The 19,523-nt window shown below is 63.2% G+C and carries 19 protein-coding genes; 6 read left to right on the plus strand and 13 right to left on the minus strand.

Going from position 1 to position 19,523, the window contains the following annotated elements; all coding sequences use genetic code 11:
* Positions 1 to 9: 9 nt before the first annotated feature.
* The 4 genes from AC1MEK_RS12395 to AC1MEK_RS12410 all read right to left on the minus strand — a co-directional run bounded on the left by AC1MEK_RS12395 (position 10) and on the right by AC1MEK_RS12410 (position 4,619).
* On the minus strand, positions 10 to 759 hold the full coding sequence (locus tag AC1MEK_RS12395) for a substrate-binding periplasmic protein (protein WP_480396575.1): 750 nt from the start codon (positions 757 to 759) through the stop codon (positions 10 to 12).
* A gap of 18 nt (positions 760 to 777) precedes the next feature.
* On the minus strand, positions 778 to 2,121 hold the full coding sequence (locus AC1MEK_RS12400; RefSeq protein WP_480396576.1) for a GGDEF domain-containing protein: 1,344 nt from the start codon (positions 2,119 to 2,121) through the stop codon (positions 778 to 780).
* A gap of 2 nt (positions 2,122 to 2,123) precedes the next feature.
* Entirely contained in the window at positions 2,124 to 2,894 is a 771-nt protein-coding gene (locus AC1MEK_RS12405) for a substrate-binding periplasmic protein (protein WP_480396577.1), read from the minus strand.
* Between the two features lie 498 nt (positions 2,895 to 3,392).
* Positions 3,393 to 4,619 (minus strand): MFS transporter, encoded by a 1,227-nt coding sequence (locus tag AC1MEK_RS12410; RefSeq protein WP_480396578.1) that lies wholly within the window; start codon positions 4,617 to 4,619, stop codon positions 3,393 to 3,395.
* A gap of 153 nt (positions 4,620 to 4,772) precedes the next feature.
* On the opposite strand from AC1MEK_RS12410, the gene AC1MEK_RS12415 reads away from it, so the two are divergent.
* The 4 genes from AC1MEK_RS12415 (at position 4,773) to AC1MEK_RS12430 (ending at position 7,606) form a co-directional block, all read left to right on the plus strand.
* On the plus strand, positions 4,773 to 5,588 hold the full coding sequence (locus tag AC1MEK_RS12415) for an AraC family transcriptional regulator (protein ID WP_480396579.1): 816 nt from the start codon (positions 4,773 to 4,775) through the stop codon (positions 5,586 to 5,588).
* 139 nt (positions 5,589 to 5,727) lie between these two features.
* Entirely contained in the window at positions 5,728 to 6,246 is a 519-nt protein-coding gene (locus tag AC1MEK_RS12420) for a cytochrome P460 family protein (protein ID WP_480396580.1), read from the plus strand.
* A gap of 320 nt (positions 6,247 to 6,566) precedes the next feature.
* Positions 6,567 to 7,034: a helix-turn-helix domain-containing protein gene (locus AC1MEK_RS12425; RefSeq protein WP_480396581.1), complete on the plus strand. Its 468-nt coding sequence runs from the start codon at positions 6,567 to 6,569 to the stop codon at positions 7,032 to 7,034.
* Positions 7,031 to 7,606 (plus strand): VapC50 family PIN domain-containing toxin, encoded by a 576-nt coding sequence (locus AC1MEK_RS12430; protein WP_480396582.1) that lies wholly within the window; start codon positions 7,031 to 7,033, stop codon positions 7,604 to 7,606. The genes AC1MEK_RS12425 and AC1MEK_RS12430 overlap by 4 nt, the downstream gene beginning before the upstream one ends.
* Positions 7,607 to 7,655: 49 nt before the next feature.
* On the opposite strand, the gene AC1MEK_RS12435 is transcribed toward AC1MEK_RS12430, so the two are convergent.
* On the minus strand, positions 7,656 to 8,783 hold the full coding sequence (locus AC1MEK_RS12435) for an alkene reductase (RefSeq protein ID WP_480396583.1): 1,128 nt from the start codon (positions 8,781 to 8,783) through the stop codon (positions 7,656 to 7,658).
* Positions 8,784 to 8,918: 135 nt separating this feature from the next.
* Here AC1MEK_RS12435 and AC1MEK_RS12440 point away from each other — a divergent pair, with 135 nt between their 5' ends.
* On the plus strand, positions 8,919 to 9,848 hold the full coding sequence (locus tag AC1MEK_RS12440) for a LysR family transcriptional regulator (RefSeq protein ID WP_480396584.1): 930 nt from the start codon (positions 8,919 to 8,921) through the stop codon (positions 9,846 to 9,848).
* A 45-nt stretch (positions 9,849 to 9,893) separates the two neighbouring features.
* Here AC1MEK_RS12440 and AC1MEK_RS12445 read toward each other — a convergent pair whose 3' ends face one another.
* Positions 9,894 to 10,781, minus strand: coding sequence for a dihydrodipicolinate synthase family protein (locus AC1MEK_RS12445; RefSeq protein WP_480396585.1), 888 nt, complete (start codon positions 10,779 to 10,781; stop codon positions 9,894 to 9,896).
* Between the two features lie 26 nt (positions 10,782 to 10,807).
* The gene (locus AC1MEK_RS12450; RefSeq protein WP_480396586.1) at positions 10,808 to 11,590 is read right to left on the minus strand and encodes an aldolase; all 783 of its coding nucleotides are present in this window, start codon (positions 11,588 to 11,590) and stop codon (positions 10,808 to 10,810) included.
* A gap of 147 nt (positions 11,591 to 11,737) precedes the next feature.
* Here AC1MEK_RS12450 and AC1MEK_RS12455 point away from each other — a divergent pair, with 147 nt between their 5' ends.
* Entirely contained in the window at positions 11,738 to 12,289 is a 552-nt protein-coding gene (locus tag AC1MEK_RS12455) for a helix-turn-helix domain-containing protein (protein ID WP_480396587.1), read from the plus strand.
* A 12-nt stretch (positions 12,290 to 12,301) separates the two neighbouring features.
* On the opposite strand, the gene AC1MEK_RS12460 is transcribed toward AC1MEK_RS12455, so the two are convergent.
* The 6 genes from AC1MEK_RS12460 to AC1MEK_RS12485 all read right to left on the minus strand — a co-directional run bounded on the left by AC1MEK_RS12460 (position 12,302) and on the right by AC1MEK_RS12485 (position 19,438).
* Entirely contained in the window at positions 12,302 to 13,174 is an 873-nt protein-coding gene (locus AC1MEK_RS12460; protein WP_480396588.1) for an NAD(P)-dependent oxidoreductase, read from the minus strand.
* Between the two features lie 125 nt (positions 13,175 to 13,299).
* On the minus strand, positions 13,300 to 14,139 hold the full coding sequence (locus tag AC1MEK_RS12465; protein ID WP_480396589.1) for an ABC transporter ATP-binding protein: 840 nt from the start codon (positions 14,137 to 14,139) through the stop codon (positions 13,300 to 13,302).
* Complete coding sequence (locus tag AC1MEK_RS12470) at positions 14,127 to 14,930, minus strand: ABC transporter permease (RefSeq protein WP_480396590.1); 804 nt, start codon at positions 14,928 to 14,930, stop codon at positions 14,127 to 14,129. Before AC1MEK_RS12470 ends, AC1MEK_RS12465 begins: the two co-directional genes overlap by 13 nt.
* 23 nt (positions 14,931 to 14,953) lie before the next feature.
* Entirely contained in the window at positions 14,954 to 15,940 is a 987-nt protein-coding gene (locus tag AC1MEK_RS12475; protein ID WP_480396591.1) for an ABC transporter substrate-binding protein, read from the minus strand.
* A gap of 466 nt (positions 15,941 to 16,406) precedes the next feature.
* Complete coding sequence (locus AC1MEK_RS12480; protein ID WP_480396592.1) at positions 16,407 to 18,041, minus strand: GMC family oxidoreductase; 1,635 nt, start codon at positions 18,039 to 18,041, stop codon at positions 16,407 to 16,409.
* Positions 18,038 to 19,438, minus strand: a complete 1,401-nt coding sequence (locus tag AC1MEK_RS12485) for a purine-cytosine permease family protein (RefSeq protein WP_480396593.1) — start codon at positions 19,436 to 19,438, stop codon at positions 18,038 to 18,040. The genes AC1MEK_RS12480 and AC1MEK_RS12485 overlap by 4 nt, the downstream gene beginning before the upstream one ends.
* Positions 19,439 to 19,523: the final 85 nt, after the last annotated feature.

Genomic DNA, 19,523 nt, shown 5'->3' on the forward strand with positions numbered 1-19,523 from the left:
TGGGGGCTGTTATTGCGCCAGCACCTTGGCCACGGTGCCGTCATCCTTCAACTGGGCGAAGGCGGTGGTGATGCGTTTGACCGTTTCGTCCGGGGTCTTGAGGCTGAGCGCCACGTACAGGCCCTTGGACAGCTCGTCGAGGGTATAGACGGCTTCCAGGTCTTCGTAGGCGATGTGCAGATCCTCGCACTGCTCCCGCGCCTCGCGTTCGGGCATCGGCACCAAGAGAACCTGGCCGCTGAGTAGCTTGCGCAGGTTGTCCAGGTTGTTGGACGAAATCACCATCTTGTTGAAACCCTTGCCCTCCAGGTACTCCTGGCGCGAGTCGTCGCGCACCACGCCGACGCTGTAGTTCTTGGCGTCCTGCAGGCTCTTGACCACCACATCGCGGCGCTCGCGCAGCTTGTAGAACATGGGCGTGACCTGATCCAGCTCGCCCACCCACTTGAACAGCGGGTCGCGCTCCTGGCTGCGGATGATCGGGTAGATCAGCACGTTGGGCTCCAGCCGCGCCATGTCATAGGCGCGCGCCCAGGGGTAGAGGGTCATGTGGTAATCGGTGATACCGGCGCGGGCCAGGGTCTTTTCGACGATTTCGCTGGCCACGCCCACCACCTTGCCGTTCTCGAACGAGCTGTAGGAGGAATCTTCGGTGACCACCTGCAGGGTGTCGGCCCGGGCGTTCAGGCACGCCAGCATCAGCACAGCGGCAGAAAAGGCCAGCGAGCGCTGCCTGATCGAATGGGTGGTGGTGCTCATTGCGGATACTCTCCCTGATCAGATCACGCAGCGATTGCGGCCCTGGCTCTTGGCCCGGTACAAGGCCTTGTCGGCGCTTTGCAACAACTGGTCGAAACGGTCCATGTTCGCCACATCGAGCTCGGCGACGCCGATGCTGAGGGTGACATAGGGTGAAACCTTCGATGCACGGTGGGGCAGTTTCTGGCTGGCCAGCTGTTCGCGCAGGCGCTCGGCCGAGGCCCGGGCCTGTTCGGCGGTCTGCCCCGGCAATAGCACCGCGAATTCTTCGCCGCCCAGGCGTGCCACCAGTTCACCGGAACGGGAAAACAACGCGCTCATGATCAGGGCCACGTCGCGCAGGCATTGATCGCCCAGGGCGTGGCCGTAGGTGTCGTTGTAGAGCTTGAAGAAATCGATGTCGCACATCAGCACCGAAAACGGCTGCTTGTGGCGCAGGGCGCGGTTGAATTCCTGTTCCTTGAGCTCGTCGAAGTGCCGACGATTGGCCAGGCCCGTCAGCGGGTCGAAGCGGGTCAGGGCTTCCAGGCGAATGTTCGCCGCCTGCAATTGCGCGGTGCGCTGCTCGACCACTTCGGCCAGATGGTCGCGGCTGGCGGCCAGGGCGATTTCGTCGCGGGCCTGACGTTCCAGGTGATTGGCCAGCTTGTCCTGCAAGTCGTTGACCCCGGCTTCGAGCATGTTCAGCTCGTCACTGGCCTTGACGTTGCGCCCCAGCGTCAGGTGATGCTTGAGGTTCTGCGGCGTCAGTTGTTCCAGATGGCGGGCGATGCGTTTGACGTGCAGGGTCACCGAGCGATTGAACATGCCCATGATCAGCCCGGCCAGCGCCAGCGACTGGATGATCTGGGTCAGCATGATGATCCAGACCTCTTTCCACAGGCGCTTCCACAAAAGGCTCTCGTCGCCTTCGATAGTCAGCTCGCCTACCACTTCGTTGGCGCCGGGGTAGGGGCTGACGGTGAGTTGGCGATGCAGGGCCGGGGCGAGGACCGAGCCGGCATGGCCGTCATGCTGGCGTTGCAGCACTTCGGCGGCGCGCCCGGGCCGCAGGATTTTCAGCTCGACCTTGCCCACCGGGGCGGCCAGCGCAACGCTGTCGATCTGCGCCTGCAGCGCGTCGTTATCCATCTCCCAGACCGCTTTAGACAGCGTGCCCTGGAAGACCTGGTCGATCAGGCTCAATTCGGCGTTCATGGTCGCCAGGTTGTTGTTCCAGGCGAACCAGGTGCGCACCGCGACCGTCGCGGCGGTGAAAAGCAAGCAGAAAGCCAGCGTCGCCACCACCAGCCTGCGGGCCAGGGAGCCTGTGCGCGTCGAGGCGGTGTCGCGGGCGAGGTTCGATTCGGACTCTGCGAGCATGCTCAATTCCATTTCCGCGCAATGGCATCGAAGGTTCCGTTTTCACGGATGGTCTTCAGCCCTTTCTGAAACAGCGCCACGGTAGCATCAGGCGTCGCGGCGCTGAAAGCCATGTTGAACCCTCCGGACTCTTCGAGTTCAGGCACACGCAAGGATTGCACCAAGGTTCGCTCGGGGTCGTCGCCAGCCTGACGTGCCAGCCAGATGGCGTTCAGCTCGTCGGAGATCCACAGGTCGACGTGGCCGGTGCGCAGCTTCTGGTAGTTGAGTTCGTAGCGGTTGCTCGGTTGCAGCTGCTGGCCGACGACAAAGCGTTTGCCGACCAGGTACTGCTCGCCGACGTCTTCGTTGACGGTCGCGGTCTGCCAGTCGCGGGCGTCCTCCAGGTCCATGAGGCGGATGGGGTGGCTCGCCGCGGAATAGATGTACCAGCGCGAGGCGGCGATGGTGCCGACCCATTTGAACAGGTGTTCGCGTTCCGGGGTGCGGGTAATCGAATAGATCAGCACGTTGGGGTCGTGCAGCGCCAGGTCGTAGGCGCGGGCCCAGGGCATGGACTGGAACGTGGCCTGGGCGTTGACTTCCTTGAGCACGGCTTGCACGACTTCAGTGCTCATGCCGGTCAGCTGGCCGTCACGGGTCATGTTGTAGGGCGCCAGTTCCTCGGTGACCACCCGGATCGGTTCAGCCCGGGCGGCACCAACGCTCAGGCACGCGAGCACGGCGGCATAAAGCGCGCTGCGGGCCTTGAGTCTGAGCGTGGGGGGCGTCATGGATGGCTACCTCGTCGACGGCAGTCGGGCGCTCATCCAGTGGGCCTTGGCCACGTGATCAACTGCCTTTGCTGTCGGGGTATCGGCTGAGGGGGCGGGCACTTGAGGGATTGGCTGGTGTTTATCATGTACCTTGTGGGGGGATTGGGGGATCAAGGTCAAGGTCAAGGTCAAAAGCGTTCTTCCTAACGTCAGATCTGTTTCGACTTGGTGGAGTTACTTGGAAAAGACCCCCAAGTAACCAAGCGGTCTTGCTCCTGGTTTGGCCTCGACTGCGTCGAGGTACCCTCACTCCGGTTTCGCTCCATGTACGGCGCCGTGGATGGGCCAGCGCGCCCAGCCCACGGAACGAGACCGGAATGAAGGGACCCGACGAAGTCGGGCCAAACTAGGAGCAGAAGGACTTGGTTACTTGATCCTTTCAAGTAACTCGACGAAGTCGAAACAGATCTGACGTTAGGAAGAGCGCTTTTGACCTTGATCTTGACCCTGACCCAATCAAGCAACCGAACCCCGCAGCTCACGCCCCCGCGAAGACCCGAGCAACGGCGTCACCCCCAACATCACCACCAGCACCGCGAACAGCATCTCGTACGCCAGCCCATACCCCCCGGTGAAATCCCGCAGCCACCCGAAACACACCGGCCCCAGCGCCGCGATCAGGTAGCCGACAAACAACATGAACACCGTCCACGCACCAGCCTGGTCGGTCGTCGCCGCGTTATCCAGCGGCAGGGTCATGGCCACGGTAAAACCCATCCCCAGACCGATCGCCGCCAACACCACATACAACACAGGTGCCCAGCCTGGTGCGAAGGCCATCCCGGCGATGCCCAGCGCGGCCAGCAGCGTCGAAAACCCCAGCATTGCACGCCGGTCATGGGCCTGACCCGGGACCAACCCCGCGCCCACGCTGGCCACCGCGAACACCGCCGTGAACATCCCCAGCAACACCCCGGACGGCAATGAAGTCACGCCTGACTCGGACGAAGCCGGGGCCAGCCAGGCGAACAGCGCGTACACCACGAACTGCCCGGCGCCAAAATTGAACGCCACCAGCCACGCCCGCGGATTGCCCCACGGCAGGCGTGCGCGCTGTGCGGCAGGCTTGGGCTGAGTGGCCGCCGAGGCAAAGCGCCGCGCCATCCACAGCCAGCTCACGATGGCGCTCACGCACAACAGCGCCCAGATGCCGGCGCCTACGCGCCAGTCTTGCGCCAGTTGCGAAATCGGTGCGGTGAAGACGGCCGCCAGGGTCGCGCCAAGGCTCAGGCCTGCGGCGTAGATGCCCATGAACAACGCCGCCCGATGCGGGAAGTGCGCCTTGATCCAGCCGCCAATCAAGGCCCCGGCAATGGCGATGCCGACGCTCACCAGAAAGGTGCTCGCCAGCAGGAATGCCGGCCCTTGCGAGACCGCGCGCAACACGGTGGCCACGCCCAGCAAGGCCAGTGCCGCGACCACGCAGCGGTCGGTGCCGAAGCGGCGCGTGAGGTTGGGCGCCATGAGCGCGAACACGCCCATGCAGATGTCGGGGATCGAGGTGAGCAGGGCGGCCTGGGTGAAGCTCAGGTCGAAGTGCTGCTGGATCAGCAACAGGATTGGTCCGATGGAGACGATGGCCGGGCGCAGCGCGATGGACAGCACCAGCAGGCCGATCACGGCCGCGACGGTGTGCGTCCGGGTCGTGTGCAACTGAATGGGAGAGCGGCGCGAATCTGACATGGGCAAACCCTCAAGACGTTGGTCGATGAGGCCCATGCTAATCACTGCAAGAAAATGGCAAATGCCAGATATTGTCGAGAAAGTGACAAATTCCCTTGACGGAGCACCTACCGACGAGCGACATAGTCGCAGTCCGCCGCCGAGCCTTTATCGATGAAACCCACTGTGCGCATTGTCGCTGCCGACCCGCCGTCCACCGGGCGCAGCGAGGATTATCAGGATTACCGCGACGTCGCCCGGCCGATGACCGTGCTGGTGCGCGATCAGCAGACCGGCGAATACAACGCGCCCCACGTCCATCGTCACGGCCAGATTCTCTATGCGGCCAGCGGCACGATGCGCGCGGTCACCGAGCAGGGGCTGTGGTTTCTGCCGCCACGGCGGGCGCTGTGGATTCCGCCGGGGATCGTCCATGACCAGTTGATGCTCAGCCCCGTGCGGCTGCGTTCGGTGTACATCGAGCCGGATATCGCCGCGCCGTTCGGCGACAGCTGCAAGATCGTCGAGGTCTCGGTCATGTTGCGCGAGTTGATCCTGGCGCTGGCCGAGCAGCCCATCGAATACCCGCAAGAGGGGCGCAACTCGCACATTGTCGCGCTGATCCTGCACGAGATCGCCGCCGCGCAAAGCCTGCCGCTGCAGATTCCCTGGCCGCAGGATCGCCGGCTGATCAGCGTGTGCAGCGCGATACTGGACCATCCAGAGCACGCGCATTCGGTGGAGCTCTGGGCCGACCGGATCGGCGCCAGTACGCGCACATTGATACGGCTGTTCATCAAGGAAACCGGGCTGACCTTTCGTCATTGGCTGCAGCAGGTGCGCCTGGCCACGGCCATTGACCGGCTGGAGCAGGGCCAGGCCGTGGGCAAGATCGCCCGGGATCTGGGCTACGCCAGCCAGAGTGCATTCAGCGCGATGTTCAAGCGGGTGATGAGTGAGTCGCCGAGGGAGTTCGTCTCACGCCGTTGATGGGGTTTGTATTGCAGTGTGTTGAAACGGGGCAATCCTACACTGCGTTGCAAATCGGCCTGGCGTCGATACATCGACGACACATGGTGCTCCTATCGTGCAGGTCTCACAGCCCGCCACAACACACAGGAGACCGCCCATGCCACGGATCAGAACCGGGATATTCGCCAGCGTCTGCGCCACCCTCATCACCGCCGCCGGTGCGACCGCCGTGGTCGCCCATGCCGATGACAGCGCCGCCAAGGCCTCGCCGATCTATGGCGTGACCATCCCCGACGGCTACCGCCAGTGGCAGTTGATCGCCCCCGCCACCGAAGGCGCCCCGCTCAACGAAATCCGCGCCGTGCTGGGCAACGACATCGCGGTCAAGGCCTACAAGGAAGGCACGCTGCCGTTTCCGGACGGCACCATCCTGACCAAGCTGGCGTGGAAGCACGCCCAGTCCACCGAGTTCGAACCGGCGGGCGTCCCCGGCGCGGCCACCACCGTGCAGTTCATGGTCAAGGATTCGGTCAAGTACAAGGACTCCGGCGGCTGGGGCTTCGGCCGCTTCGTCAACGGCGTGCCGGTGGACGAAAAACAACACCAGACCTGCCTGGGCTGCCACCAGGCTCGGGTCAAGGACCATGATCTGGTGTTCAGCCGCTGGGCGCCTTGAGTCAAGCTCCGTACCGAAGCAGCGCCGCCCTTCGCTTGCAGGGCGGCTGATTGTTTCAGGGAAAAATCGTACAACACCCGTCAGCAATTCTCGTTTCGAATATTTCGTTTTATTCTTGTGCGTTTCGTTTGTTTCGAATAACGTTCCCTGCATGCACACCAAAGACGAAGAAAAGCCCAACACCCGCGTCGTTTTGACGATCTCTCCGACAGCCACATTCCCCGCGTGATGTGGGCATTTTCCTCGCGAGCTACCCCATCTTTCCAGGATACAAATCAGCCATTGAAACCTGATCCCATACCTACGATTTTGGAGCCGTCATGACTTTGCCAGATCGCGATCACACATCGCTCCCGGATAAACACGTCATAGAAGCCGCCGCACAGACCCGACGCCAGCTGGCGGGCTTTCTATCGACAAAACAGGAAACTCAACGGGTCGACATCGTCGACCAGCAGGACCGGATTCACACGGTGCAATTGCCCACGCTGGCGCTTCGGTTGCTCGATGAAATCCTCAGCGAGCTGGCACTGGGCAATGCGGTCAGGATCGTGCCGATTCACGCCGAACTCACCTCGCAGGAGGCGGCGGATCTGCTCAATGTCTCGCGACCTTATCTGGTCCGGTTGCTGGATGAAGGCGTGATACCGCACACCAAGATCAACCGGCATCGTCGGGTCAGGTTCGCTGACCTGATGGCGTACAAGAAACGGCAGGACGCAACCAGTCACGACGCGATGGAGCAGTTATCCGGGTTATCTCAGGAGTTGGGTATGGAGCATGAATGAGGCATACATCCTTCACGGCTGTACTGGACGCGAACGTGCTGTACCCGGCGCCCATGCGCGATTTGTTGCTACGCGTGGCGCTGACAGGCATTTACCGGGCTCGCTGGAGCCAGGACATCCATGATGAGTGGAAGCGCAATCTGTTGAAGCGGCGTCCGGACCTTGCGCCGGAAAAGCTCGACAGAGTGGCCGAGTTGATGGACACAGCAATTCCCGATGCGTTGGTGACCCATTATCAGGCTCTGATCGCTGGGCTGGAGTTACCCGACGCGAATGATCGTCACGTGTTGGCCGCTGCCATCCATGGCGGCGCCTCGGTCATCGTCACCGCCAATGGCAAGGATTTTCCAAAGCACATCCTCAACACCTACGAAGTCGAAGCGATTCATCCCGATGATTTTCTCGTCGACCTCTGGGATCTGGACCGCGCCGCCCTGATCGAGGCGGCGGCGCAGCAACGCCGCTGCCTAAAGAGGCCTGCGATGATCGCGGATGATTATCTGGATATGTTGCGCCGCCAGGGGCTGGTGCAAATCACTGCCTTGTTAGGCGAATTCAAAGTGGTCATCTGATCGATGACGCCACCAGCCCGCGACCTCGCCATCCCTGGCGCAAGCCCATTCACCCCGCCACATACGGCGAATAATCCACATACCCCTTCTCACCGCCGCCGTAGTAGGTCTCGCGATCCGGTGTGGTCAGCGGCCAGCCGTTCTTCAGGCGCGCCACCAGGTCAGGGTTGGCGATGAAGGGCTGGCCGAAGCCGGCGAGGTCGATCAGGCGGGCGTCGATCAGGTCCTGTGCGCGTTCCAGGGTCATGTCGCCGGCGAGGATCAGTGCGGTATTGCCCAGTTGCGCCTTGCAGTGTTGCAGCAGGGTGCGCAGGGCCTGTTCCTGGGCGTCGGCGCCTTCCTGGGCGAGGAAGAAGTGCGACTGGTCCATGACGTGCACGTAGGCGATGCCACGCTGGTTCATGCCGGCGCACAGCGCCGAGTAGGTTTCGTCGATTTCCGGGTAGATCGGCATGTCGAACAACTGGCCATACGGCGAGATACGAATGCCGACGCGGTTGGCGCCGATGCGCGCGCTGACGGCGTCGACCACTTCGAAGACGAAGCGCAGCCGGCTTTCCAGGCTCTGGGCCGAGTAGCGGTCGGTGCGGTCGTTGACCCGCGGGTTGAGGAACTGCTCGATCAGGTAGCCATTGGCACCGTGGATTTCCACGCCGTCAAAACCTGCGTCGATGGCGTTCTGCGCGGCCTGGGCGAAGTCTTCGACCACGCGGCCGACTTCCTCGGTGCTCAGGGCGCGCGGTGTCGAGGTGGCAACGAAGCCCGGCTCGCCGTTTTCGTCATAGCCAAAGGCGATGGCGCCTTCGGCGGCCTTGCCGGTGGAGCTGACCGGTGCCTTGCCGTCGACCTGGATCGAGGTGTGGGACACTCGGCCCACGTGCCACAGCTGGGCGAACATGCGCCCACCCACGCTGCGCACCGAGTCGGTGACCAGCTTCCAGCCGGCGATCTGCTCAGGGGTGAAGATGCCCGGGTTGAACAGGTAGCCCTGGCCTTCGCGGGAGATCGGCGTGCCTTCGGAGACGATCAAGCCGGCAGTGCCGCGCTGGGTGTAGTGCAGGGCGATCTGCGAGTTGGCGATGTCCTGCGGTGCGCGCGAGCGGGTCATCGGCGCCATGACGAAACGGTTGTTCAGGGTCAGGCCGTTGAGGTCGTATTTGTCGAACAGATCAATCATCGAAACAGTCTCCGGCTGCCATGTGGCAGGTGAAAGTGAAGAATGCGGCGATGGTAGAGTCGTGCTGAAACCGCCACAATGCAGCGCATTCGCAAAAGACTATTGCGATTAAAGCAATCTGAAAGAGGCTCAGATATGCACCTCAAGGCCCATCGTTTCTTTGCCATGGTGGCCGTCACGGGCAGTTTTTCCGCCACCGCGCGGCACTTTCAGGTGCCGGCCTCGTCTGTTTCGCGCTTCATCGCAGCGCTGGAGCGCGAGGTCGGCCAGCAACTGCTGTTTCGCAACACCCGCGCGGTGAAGCTGACCGAGGCGGGCGAGCGCTACTACCTGCAGATTCGTGAAGTGCTGGAACTGCTGGACGCTGCCGACGAGCAGGTCACCGGCAAGGGCGGCGGCGTTCGTGGCCTGGTGCGGATCAACGCACCGGTGGCGCTGGGGCAGTTGCATATCGTCAGACTGCTCGACGGCTTGTATGAGCAGTACCCGGAATTGACCGTGGAGCTGGCGGTGTCGGACGCCTATCTCGACCCGGTGCAGGAGGGCTTCGACATCACGATTCGGGTCGGGCACCTGCAGGACTCAGGGCTGATCGGGCGCAAGATCTGCGACCAGCAGCACGTGCTCTGTGCCAGCCCCGGGTACATCGAAAAGTACGGCACGCCGCAGTCGCCCGACGATCTGCGCAAGCATTGTTGCCTGGTTTACAAGGGCAACGATGGCGCCCAGCGCTGGTATTTTCGCCCGTCCGCAGGCGGGCAGGCGCAGGTCATCGATGTCAACGGGCCGTTGCGCAGCAACAACGCGCAAGTGCTGGTGGAGGCCGCGCTGGCGGGCAGGGGCATTGTGCTGTTTCCGTCGTGGCTGTTCAGCAAGGAGCGCTTTACCCGCGGGGAACTGGTCAAGCTGCTGCCGCAATGGTCAGGGGCGGTGGCGGAAATCCCCAGCCAGATTCATCTGATCTCACCGGAAAACCGCCTGCGCTCGCAGAAGACCCGCGCGGTGTGGGATTACTTTCTGCAGGCCATCGGCTCGCCGCCGTACTGGGACGATCTGGGCGATTGAAGAGGGTGAATGCCCGGCGTATGGGCCGGGCATTCGCGCAGTGGATCAGCGCAGGTCCGCCAGCAGTTTCTGCAACTGGGTGCGCGCCGCTTCGTCGATCGGGAACACCGGCAGACGCGGATCGCCGACTTCCAGCCCGGTCATGCGCAGACCGGCCTTGATGGTCGCAGGCAAACCGCCCTTGAGGATGAATTCCAGCATCGGCAACTGACGATAGAACGACTCCCGCGCCCCTGGCAGATCGCCTTCGAGAATCGCGTGATACAGGTCCAGGTTCAGCGCCGGAATCAGGTTCGGCGCCGCGGTGCACCAGCCTTTCGCGCCCGCCACGAACGCCTCCAGCGCCAGCGGGTTGCAGCCGTTGTAGAACGGCACCTGGCCTTCGCCCAGTTGCTGCAGCTTGTGCATGCGCTGAATGTCGCCGGTGCTTTCCTTGACCATGGTGACGTTTTCCACGGCGCGCACGATGCGCAGGATCAGGTCCACCGACATGTCGGTGCCGCTGGTGGCCGGGTTGTTGTAGAGCATGATCGGCGTGGCGATGCTGTCGCCGATGGCCTGGTAGTGCTGCAGGATTTCTTTCTCGCTGAGCTTCCAGTACGAGGCTGGCAACACCATCACCGCATCGGCGCCGTGGGCTTCGGCGAAGCGCGCCCGGGCGATGGCCTTGGCGGTGGTGAGGTCGGACACGCTGACGATCACCGGCACACGCTTGTTGACGTAGGCGGTGCTGAACTCGGCGACGTCCTGCCACTCGGCGTCGCTCAGGTAAGCGCCTTCGCCGGTGCTGCCCAGCGGCGCGATGGCATGCACGCCGCCTTCGATCAGGCGGTCGATGGAGGTGCCGAGGGCGGCGAGGTCCAGGCCCTGGCCGTCAGCGTTGAACGGGGTGATGGTGTAGCCGATGATGCCGTGGATCGATGGGGTGGACATGTGCAGTGCTCCAGGAAGCGAGTAGGTCAGGCGAGGCAGTCGACGTGCTGGCGCAGGGTGCGACGCACATAATAGTTGAAGGCGGCGGCGTGGCGTTTGGGCCGGGAAATCCAGTCATGAGCTTCGTTGCCAAGCGCGGCGGGAATGGGCTGGATTTCTCCGGCCGACATCGCCAGCAATTGCAGCTTGGCGGCGCGCTCGATCAGAACCGAGATCACGCAGGCTTCCTCTACCGTAGTCCCGGTGGACAGCTGGCCGTGGTGAGAGAGCAGCACGGCGCGTTTGTCGCCCAGGGCGGCGGAGATGATTTCGCCTTCTTCGTTGCCCACCGGTACGCCGGGCCAGTCCTTGAGAAAGGCGCAGTCGTCGTACAGCGGGCAGAGGTCCATGTGCGAGACCGCCAGCGGCACTTCGAGCATCGACAGCGCGGCGATGTGCGTGGGGTGCGTGTGAATGATGCACTGCACGTCCGGCCGTGCGCGGTAGACCCAGGTGTGGAAACGGTTGGCCGGGTTGGGCATGCCGTGGCCTTCGAGCACTTCAAGGTCTTCGTTGAACAGCAGCAGGTTGCTGGCGGTGATTTCGTCGAAGCCCAGGCCCAGTTGCTGCGTGTAGAAGGTGCCCGGTTGCTCGCCGCGCGCGGTGATCTGGCCGGCCAGGCCCGAGTCGTGGCCGTTGTCGAACAGGATGCGGCAGGTCAGCGCCAGTTTCTGGCGGATCGTCCAGGTGTTGTCTTTTAACGTAGTATCCATCTTCGCGTTGGAATGCGAGATCAGATGTTCTTTCGAGAGTTCCAGAGTCGTGGCCATTGCAGGGTCCTCGGCAGCTAAGGTCGGTGTCAGGGAAGCGAGCGTCGTGAGGGGCGGGTCGGTTTAAATGACACAAAACAATCCTAATGACACAAGGTGTCATTGGCAACGTATAATTTCGCCGTTCGACGGAAAAAGTTTTTACCCATGTCCATTCGTTTGAAGCTGCTGCGCAAGAAAATGGGGGTCACGCTTGAGGCGCTGGCCGAAAGCTCGGGGCTGACCAAGAGCTACCTGTCCAAGGTCGAGCGGGGCCTGAACACGCCATCGATCGCCGCCGCGCTGAAGCTGGCCAAGGCGTTGCACGTCAACGTCGAGGACCTGTTCAGCGAGAGCCAGGCGAACCTCGACAGCTACAGCCTGGTGCGCCATGACCAGCGGCACATGCTGGCCAACAGCGAACAGGGTTCAAGCTACGCGGTGCTGGCCCATCAGGTCAGCGACCGCAACCTGCTGCCGTTCATGATGTTTCCGCCGCCGGAGTTTGCGGGCACCACCTTCAAGGAACACGTGGGCGAAGAATTTCTGTTCGTCCATGAAGGCCGGGTCGAGGTCGACTTCATGAACGAGCGGGTGATTCTGGAGCGCGGCGATGCGCTGCACTTCAACGCGCAGAAGCCCCATCGCCTGCGTTCGGTGGGGGAGGTGCAGGCCCAGTTGCTGGTGGTCGTGCACAGCGAGCAAGACGACGAGCAGTGAGCCCGCCTGCGATCACCCGAGGTTGCGCCGCTCCTCGACTTCGGCCAGCACGGCCAGGTCCTTCTCGCCGTCGCCATGCTCGACCGCCGCTTGCAGATTGGCGCGGATCATCTCGGCGCTCGGCATCTGCACCGACACCTGGCTGGCGGCAGCGAGAATCAGGTCGACGTCCTTGAGCCCCAGCACCGCCTTGAACGCGGCCGGTTCGTAGTGGCGCTGGCCGATCAGGGCGCCGTAGCCGGAATAGACCGGGCCGGTGAAGATGGTGCTGGACACCAGGTCCACCAGGTCGGTCGATTTCAGGCCGTGGCGGCTGACGAGCACCGAGGCCTCGCTCATGGCCTGCACTGCCGAAACCAGCAGGAAGTTGGTCGCCAGTTTCATCGCGTTGGCCTGCGAGGCCTTCTCGCCCAGACGCCAGGTCCTGCGGCCGATCAGGTCCAGCAGCGGCTGCACGGTGTCGATGGCCTTTTCAGGGCCGGCGGCGAGGATGTTCAGTTGCGCCGCGGCGGCGACGTTGGGGCGGCCCATCACGGGCGCGGCGATGTAGTCGACGCCCTGGGCCTGATGCAACTCGGCCAGCTCGTCGGCGAAGGTCACGGCGATGGTCGCCAGATTCACATGGATCAGCGGCGCCTTGAGTTGTTTGAGCAGGCCTGAATCGATCAGCACCGAGCGCAGGGCCTTGTCGTCGGCCAGCATGCTGAACACCACGTCGGCGGCGAAAGCCTGGGCCGGTTCGGCGACGGCCTTTGCGCCGAGTTCGACCAGCGGCTGTGTGGCCTGGGGCGAGCGGTTCCAGACCAACAGTTGGTGGCCGCCCTTGAGCAGGTTGCTGGCAATGGCCTGACCCATGTTGCCCAGGCCCAGGAAACCGATTTTCATCCGATGTACTCCTTCGTCGATGGCGCAGGTAAGTGGCGCGTCTGGCGACAGACTCTAGCACTGCCCACCGCGCTGCGCGGTCATACGAAGGTGTCGGGCGGGCGCGTCCGCTGCGCCCGGCTTGATCAGTCCAGATGTTCCTCCGGGCCGTCGTGCAGCAGGTGGAAGATCTCGCGTTTCATGCGGATGAAATCCGGGTCCATGACCATGTCCAGGTTGCGCGGGCGGCCCATGGGCACGTCCAGCGTCTGCTTGATCCGCCCGGGCCGTGCGCCCATGACGAAGATGCGGTCGCCCAGCAGGATCGCTTCGTCGATGTCGTGGGTGACGAACAGCACGGTCTTCTTGCTGTGTTCCCAGATCTTCAACAGCAGTTGCTGCATGTGCAGGCGGGTCTGGCTGTCGAGGGCGCCGAAGGGTTCGTCCATCAACAGGATCTGTGGGTCGTTGGCCAGCGCACGGGCAATGGCCACGCGCTGCATCATGCCGCCCGACAGCTGCTTGGCGTAGTTGTCGGCAAAACGCAGCAGGCCCACTTCGTTGAGGTAGAAGTCGACGATCTCCTTGCGCTCGGCGGCAGGCATGCCCCGGCGCTTGAGGCCGAATTCGATGTTCTTGCGCACGGTCAGCCAGGGGAACAGCGTGTAGCTCTGGAACACCATGCCGCGATCGGCGCCCGGGCCGTCGACCTGCTGGCCGCCCACGTAGATGTCGCCGGAGGTCGGCTCGGCCAGGCCCGCGGTGAGGTACAGCAGGCTCGACTTACCGCAGCCCGACGGGCCGACCAACACGGCGAACTGCTGGTCGGGCACGTCGAACGAGACCTTGTCCAGCGCCGTGAAGGTGCTGCCCGACGGCGTCTTGTACTGCAGGCTGACGTTGTCGACCCGCAGCCTTGGCGTGGCCGGTGCGGTGACAGGCGTGGGTCGGAGCATGATCGGGGAAGTTACGGTTACTGAGCCCATGCGGCCACCTTCAGGCGAAGAAGTCGGAAAAGTTGATCGGTGATCAGGCCCAGCAGGCCGATGACGGCGATCGCCAGGAAAATCACGTCCACCTGGAAGCCGCGCATGGCTTTCAAGCTCAGGTAACCCAGGCCGCTGCTCGCGGCGACCAGCTCGGCCACCACCAGGTAGGTCCAGGCCCAGCCCATGGTCACGCGCAGGGTGTCCAGCACGCCGGGCAAGGAGGCCGGGGCGATGACGTGCAGCACGGCATCGCGACGGTTCGAGCCCAGGGTGTAGGAGGCGTTGATCAGGTCTTTGGAAATGCCTTTGGACACGTCGGCGATCATCACCAGTTGCTGGAAGAACACGCCGAAGATGATGATCGACACGCGCTGCTCAAGGCCGATGCCGATCCACAGGATGAACAGCGGCACGAAGGAGGTCACCGGCAGGTAGCGGATGAAGTTCACCAGCGGTTCGAGAAACGCCTGCACCACCCGGAAGCTGCCCATCAACAGGCCGATCGGTACGGCGACCACCGAGGAGATGATGAAACCGACCATCACCACCTCGACACTGGCCCACACGTGCGGCCCCAGGGTGCCGTCATGAGCCAGGCGCATGGCCGCGTCGAACACCGCGCCCGGGGTGGGCAGAAACATCGACGGCACCACGCCGCCGTAGGAAAGGATCGCCCACAGGCCGATCAGCAGGGCCCAGGCCAGACCGCTGGCGCTCCAGATCACCTGCACCGGCAGGCTGGTCTTGGGCGTGATGCAGCGGTTCAGCCACGAATTGCGCTTGGACATGAGGTGCTCCTGATTCGCCTGAGTTATTTCGGGCTGATGTAACGGTTGTCGACCAGGTCGTTGAAGCTGACGTTGAACGGCTTGCCCTGCAGTTCGCTGGCAGTCTCGTTGGCCAGTTTGATCACGCCGGCCGCATCGCCGCTGCTGCCGTTGCTGCCCAGCAGTTTTTCGCTCATGGCCTGGTCATAGAAACGCACGCCCTGGGCTGCGGCTTCCAGCTCCTTCGGGTCGGCCAGGTAACCGCCGACGCCCTTGGCCATGATCGCGTAGGCCTCTTTAGGGTGGTCCTTGGTGTACTGCACCGCCTTGTACAGGCCGGACACCAGCGCCTTGACGTCCTGCGGTTGTTTGTCGATGACATCGCAGCTCAGGGCGACCACGTCGACGATCACGCCCGGGGTCGTGCTGCTGTCCACCAGCACCTTGCCTTGCTGCTTGTTGCGCACGCCGGTCAGGTGCGGCTCCCAGGTCACGGCAGCCGGTACGCGGCCGGCGATGAAGGCGGTGGCGGCGTCGTCGGCGGTCATGTTCTGGATGGTCAGGTCGCTCATCTTCATGCCGGCGTTTTTCAGCAGGTAGTTGAGCCAGAACTGCGAGACCGAACCTTCGTTGACGGCCACCGCCTTGCCTTTCAGATCCTTCAGGCTGTTGACGTCCTTGCCCACCAGCACGCCGTCGCCACCGTGGCTTTCATCCAGCGCGGCCACGGCCTTGAAGCAGAACTGCGGGCGGTACTTGAGGATTTCATCGATGGTCGAAGCCGAGCCGGACAACTTGCCCGAGGCCTGGGCGGCCATGTACATCGAGGCTTCTTCGATGGTCGGCAATTCGACGGTCAGGCCCTGTTCCTTGAAGTAGCCCAGGTCCTGGGCCAGGTACAGGGTGCCGTAGCCGACCCAGGTGGTATGACCGATGGAGAGGGTGCCGGCCTGGGCGCCGCTGGCGATGCCGGCCGCCAGGGCAGTGACGGCCAGCGGACGCACACAACGCGATACGAAAGACTTGATCATTGAACACTCCCGGATTGGTGTTTTTTAAAATCGTTATTCACGGGGCAGTGGGGCTAGACGCCAAAAACAAACAACGCTCGTGGCCTCTGATGGACCTCTTGCCTCTGTAGGGCAGGGTTGATGTTGGCCCATGTCGGGGCCTGCGAAAATTAGTAAATATGTGGTCGCTGATGAGGAAAAAACTGGGGTGGGAAATGTGCGCGAAGGTGGGGCGCTTGCGCTGATGAACGCCGCTTCTCGGTGCAGGAAACGGCGTTCTTTTGAGGACGTTTGGGTTCGCTTTTGATTCTGCCCGGAGGGCGTGGGAGCCTTGCTTGCAGGCGATCTGGCGCGCAGCGGCAGTAAACCCTGAGCACGCGGTATGTCTGACAGTGCCGAGGCGCATGGTTTCGCTGCCGCTGCGCGCCAGATCGCCTGCAAGCAAGGCTCCTACGCCCTCCGGGCAGAAGCCGTGCTACAGGTGAGATCAGAGGGCGGTGGCGTGTGCTGATTGCGCTCGAGCACCGGCCTGGCTGGCGCCACGCAGGATCATGTCCGCCGCCTTCTCGCCGATCATGATGCACGGCGCGTTGGTGTTGCCGCTGATCAGGGTCGGCATGATCGAGGCGTCGACCACCCGCAGGCCTTCGATGCCGTGCACCCTGAGCTCGGGATCGACCACCGCCATCGCGTCGACGCCCATCTTGCAAGTGCCCACCGGGTGGAACACGGTGGCGGCGTAGTCGCGGATGTAGGTCATCAGCTGTTCGTCGGTCTGTACGTGGGCGCCGGGCAGCATTTCCTTGCCGCGGATACCGTCGAACTGCTGATCGGCAAGGATCCTGCGCGCAAGCTTGAGGCCTTCGACCAGCACCTTGGCGTCATCGGGATCGGAGAGGAAATTGAAGTCGATCACAGGCTTGCCATTCTGGCCCAGACGGATCTCGCCGATGCTTTTCGGGCGCAGCACGCAGGTGTGCACCGCGTAGCCATGGCCCCATTCGAACAGCCGCCCGCGATGGCTGCGGTAGCCCGGCACGAAGTGAAACTGCACGTCGGGCAACGACTCCGCAAGCGGCGTGCGGGCAAAGCCGCCAGCCTCGACATAGTTGGTGGTCAACCAGCCTTTCTTGCGCGCCAGATAGCGAAACGGCGAGAGCAGAATGCTTGGCAGCGAACCCAGGGAAAAGCCCAGGGTGAGCGGGCTTTTCGAGCGCACGGTGACCAGCCCGTCGAGGTGGTCTTGCAGGTTCTTGCCCACGCCCGGCAAGTCGTGTTCGAGCTTGATCCCGGCGTTACGCAGATCCTGAGCCGGGCCTACGCCTGAAGCCAGCAACAGGCTCGGGCTGCCCAGTGCGCCCGCCGAGAGAATCACCTCGCGCCGCGCATTGAGGATCATCTGCTGCCCCTCGGCGATCGCCTTCACGCCTCTGGCCACACGCTGCTCGATATTCACCGCCTGCACCGAACAGTCGGTAATCACCGTGAGGTTAGGGCGCTCGATCACCGGCGCGACGAACGCCCGATAGCTCGACAGGCGCCGGGCGTTTTTCTGGGTCAGGTTGTAGATGCCGCAGCCTTCCAGCTGCTCGCCGTTGAAGTCGTCGTTCTGACGAATGCCCACACGTTGCGCGGCTTTGACGAACAGCCGCGAGACCGGGTTCGGATCGCGGGCCGCCTCGACATTCAGCTCGCCACCGGTGCCGTGCAGACGCGGGTCCTGGCCTAGACGGTTGTTCTCGGACTTCTTGAAGTACGGCAGCACGCCGTTCCAGTCCCAGCCCGGGCAACCGGCCTGGCCCCAGCGGTCATAATCGCTGGCGTGGCCACGGATGTAGATCATGCTGTTCATCGAGCTCGATCCACCCAGCGCCTTGCCGCGGGGGGTGTGCAGCGAGCGGCCGTTGAGGGTTTTCTGCGGCGCGCTGAAGAAGTTCCAGCTGTACTTCTTGCTCTTGTATAGGGTGATGGTGCCGGCGGGCGTCTGGATGCGCAGGCTGTTGTCGTGGCTGCCCGCTTCGATCAGGCACACGCTGACGGAAGGGTCTGCGCTCAGACGGTTGGCCAGCACACAACCGGAGGAACCGGCGCCGACGATGATGTAGTCGAAATCGGTTTTCATGCGTTTTTCCCCACTGGGCTCAAGGCCTGATTGCGCGAGCGGCGACGGCTGGCCAGGTAATAGACCGGCGAGATCACCACCAGGCCGACGATCCACGACACATCGGCGCCGCCCATGGCCTTGGCGATGACGCCGGTGTACAGCTCGGTGGACATGAACGGGATCTGCACCAGCACGCCGAGCACGTAGCAGCCCACGGCAGTCCAGTTGAAGTAGCCGTAGATGCCGCCGTCGCGACGGAAGAACGAGGCCACGTCATAGCTGCCGTGGGCGACCAGGTAGTAGTCCACCAGATTGATCGCGGTCCACGGCACCAGCACGTAGAGCAGCAACAGGATGAAGTTGGTGTAGTTGGCCATGAAGTCGTCCTGGCCCAGCAGCGCCAGTGCCAGCGAGATCGAAAACAGCACCAGTGCGGTGATCGCCCGGGACGCCGCACCTGCCGACCACTTCGGCACCAGCGTCTGGCCCACGGTGATGGCCGAAAGCGTGCCGCAGTACAGGTTCATGGCGTTGGTGGCGGCGATGCCGATGGAGAACACCGCCACCACCAGCGTGGCGATGCTGCCGGTCATCTCGACGACGCCGGCGATGATGTCGCCTTCGACGCTCAAACCGACGATCACGCCCAGTGCCATCGGCAGGATCGAGCCCAGGCAGCAGCCCCAGTAGCTGGACCAGAACGCCGCCTTGCTGCCGGTGTCGGCCGGCATGTAGCGCGAGTAATCCGACACGTAGGGCGCATACGCCAACTGCCATAGCGCGGCGATGGACAGCGTGCCGAGGAAACCCGCCAGGCTGAATTCATTGCGTTGCAGAAAGTCGCTCGGCAGGCCGTGCACGGCGATGATCCAGATGAAGCACAACAAAAGAACCGCACCGGACAGATACGACATCAAACGCGTGTAAGCGTGGATCAGGCGATAGCCGAATACCGTCGCCACCACGCTGATCAGGCCCACCAGCACGATGCCCTGGTTGGTGCTGAACAGTGGGTAGCGGCTGTGCAGCGACTGGCCGCCCAGCACCAGGTTGGAGGCGAAGAAGCCCAGGTACATGATCACCACCAGCGCGACCACCAGCAGCGAGCCGTAGGAGCCGAACTGGCCGCGGGTCTGCACCATTTGCGGCACGCCCAGTTGCGGGCCTTGTGCCGAGTGCAGGGCCATGAAGATGCCGCCGATCAGGTTGCCCAGAATCAGCGCGAGCATGGCGGTCATGAACGGCAGCTTGAACACGGTCACTGCCAGGGCGCCGGTGACCACGGTCAGCAGCATGATGTTGGAGCCGAACCAGATGGTGAACAGGTCACGCGCGCGGCCATGGCGCTGGTCGGCGGCGATGGGCTGGATGGTGCTCAGTTCCAGGGTGGAGGCGCTGGAGTCGTTGTTGTGCATGGGTGTTTACTCGGGTAGCGCCCGGGCGAAGCTGCCGGGGCATGAATTCAAATCCGAAGGCCACCTTGGCCCACGTAGCAGCACG

Source organism: Pseudomonas sp. 2 (assembly GCF_056627435.1).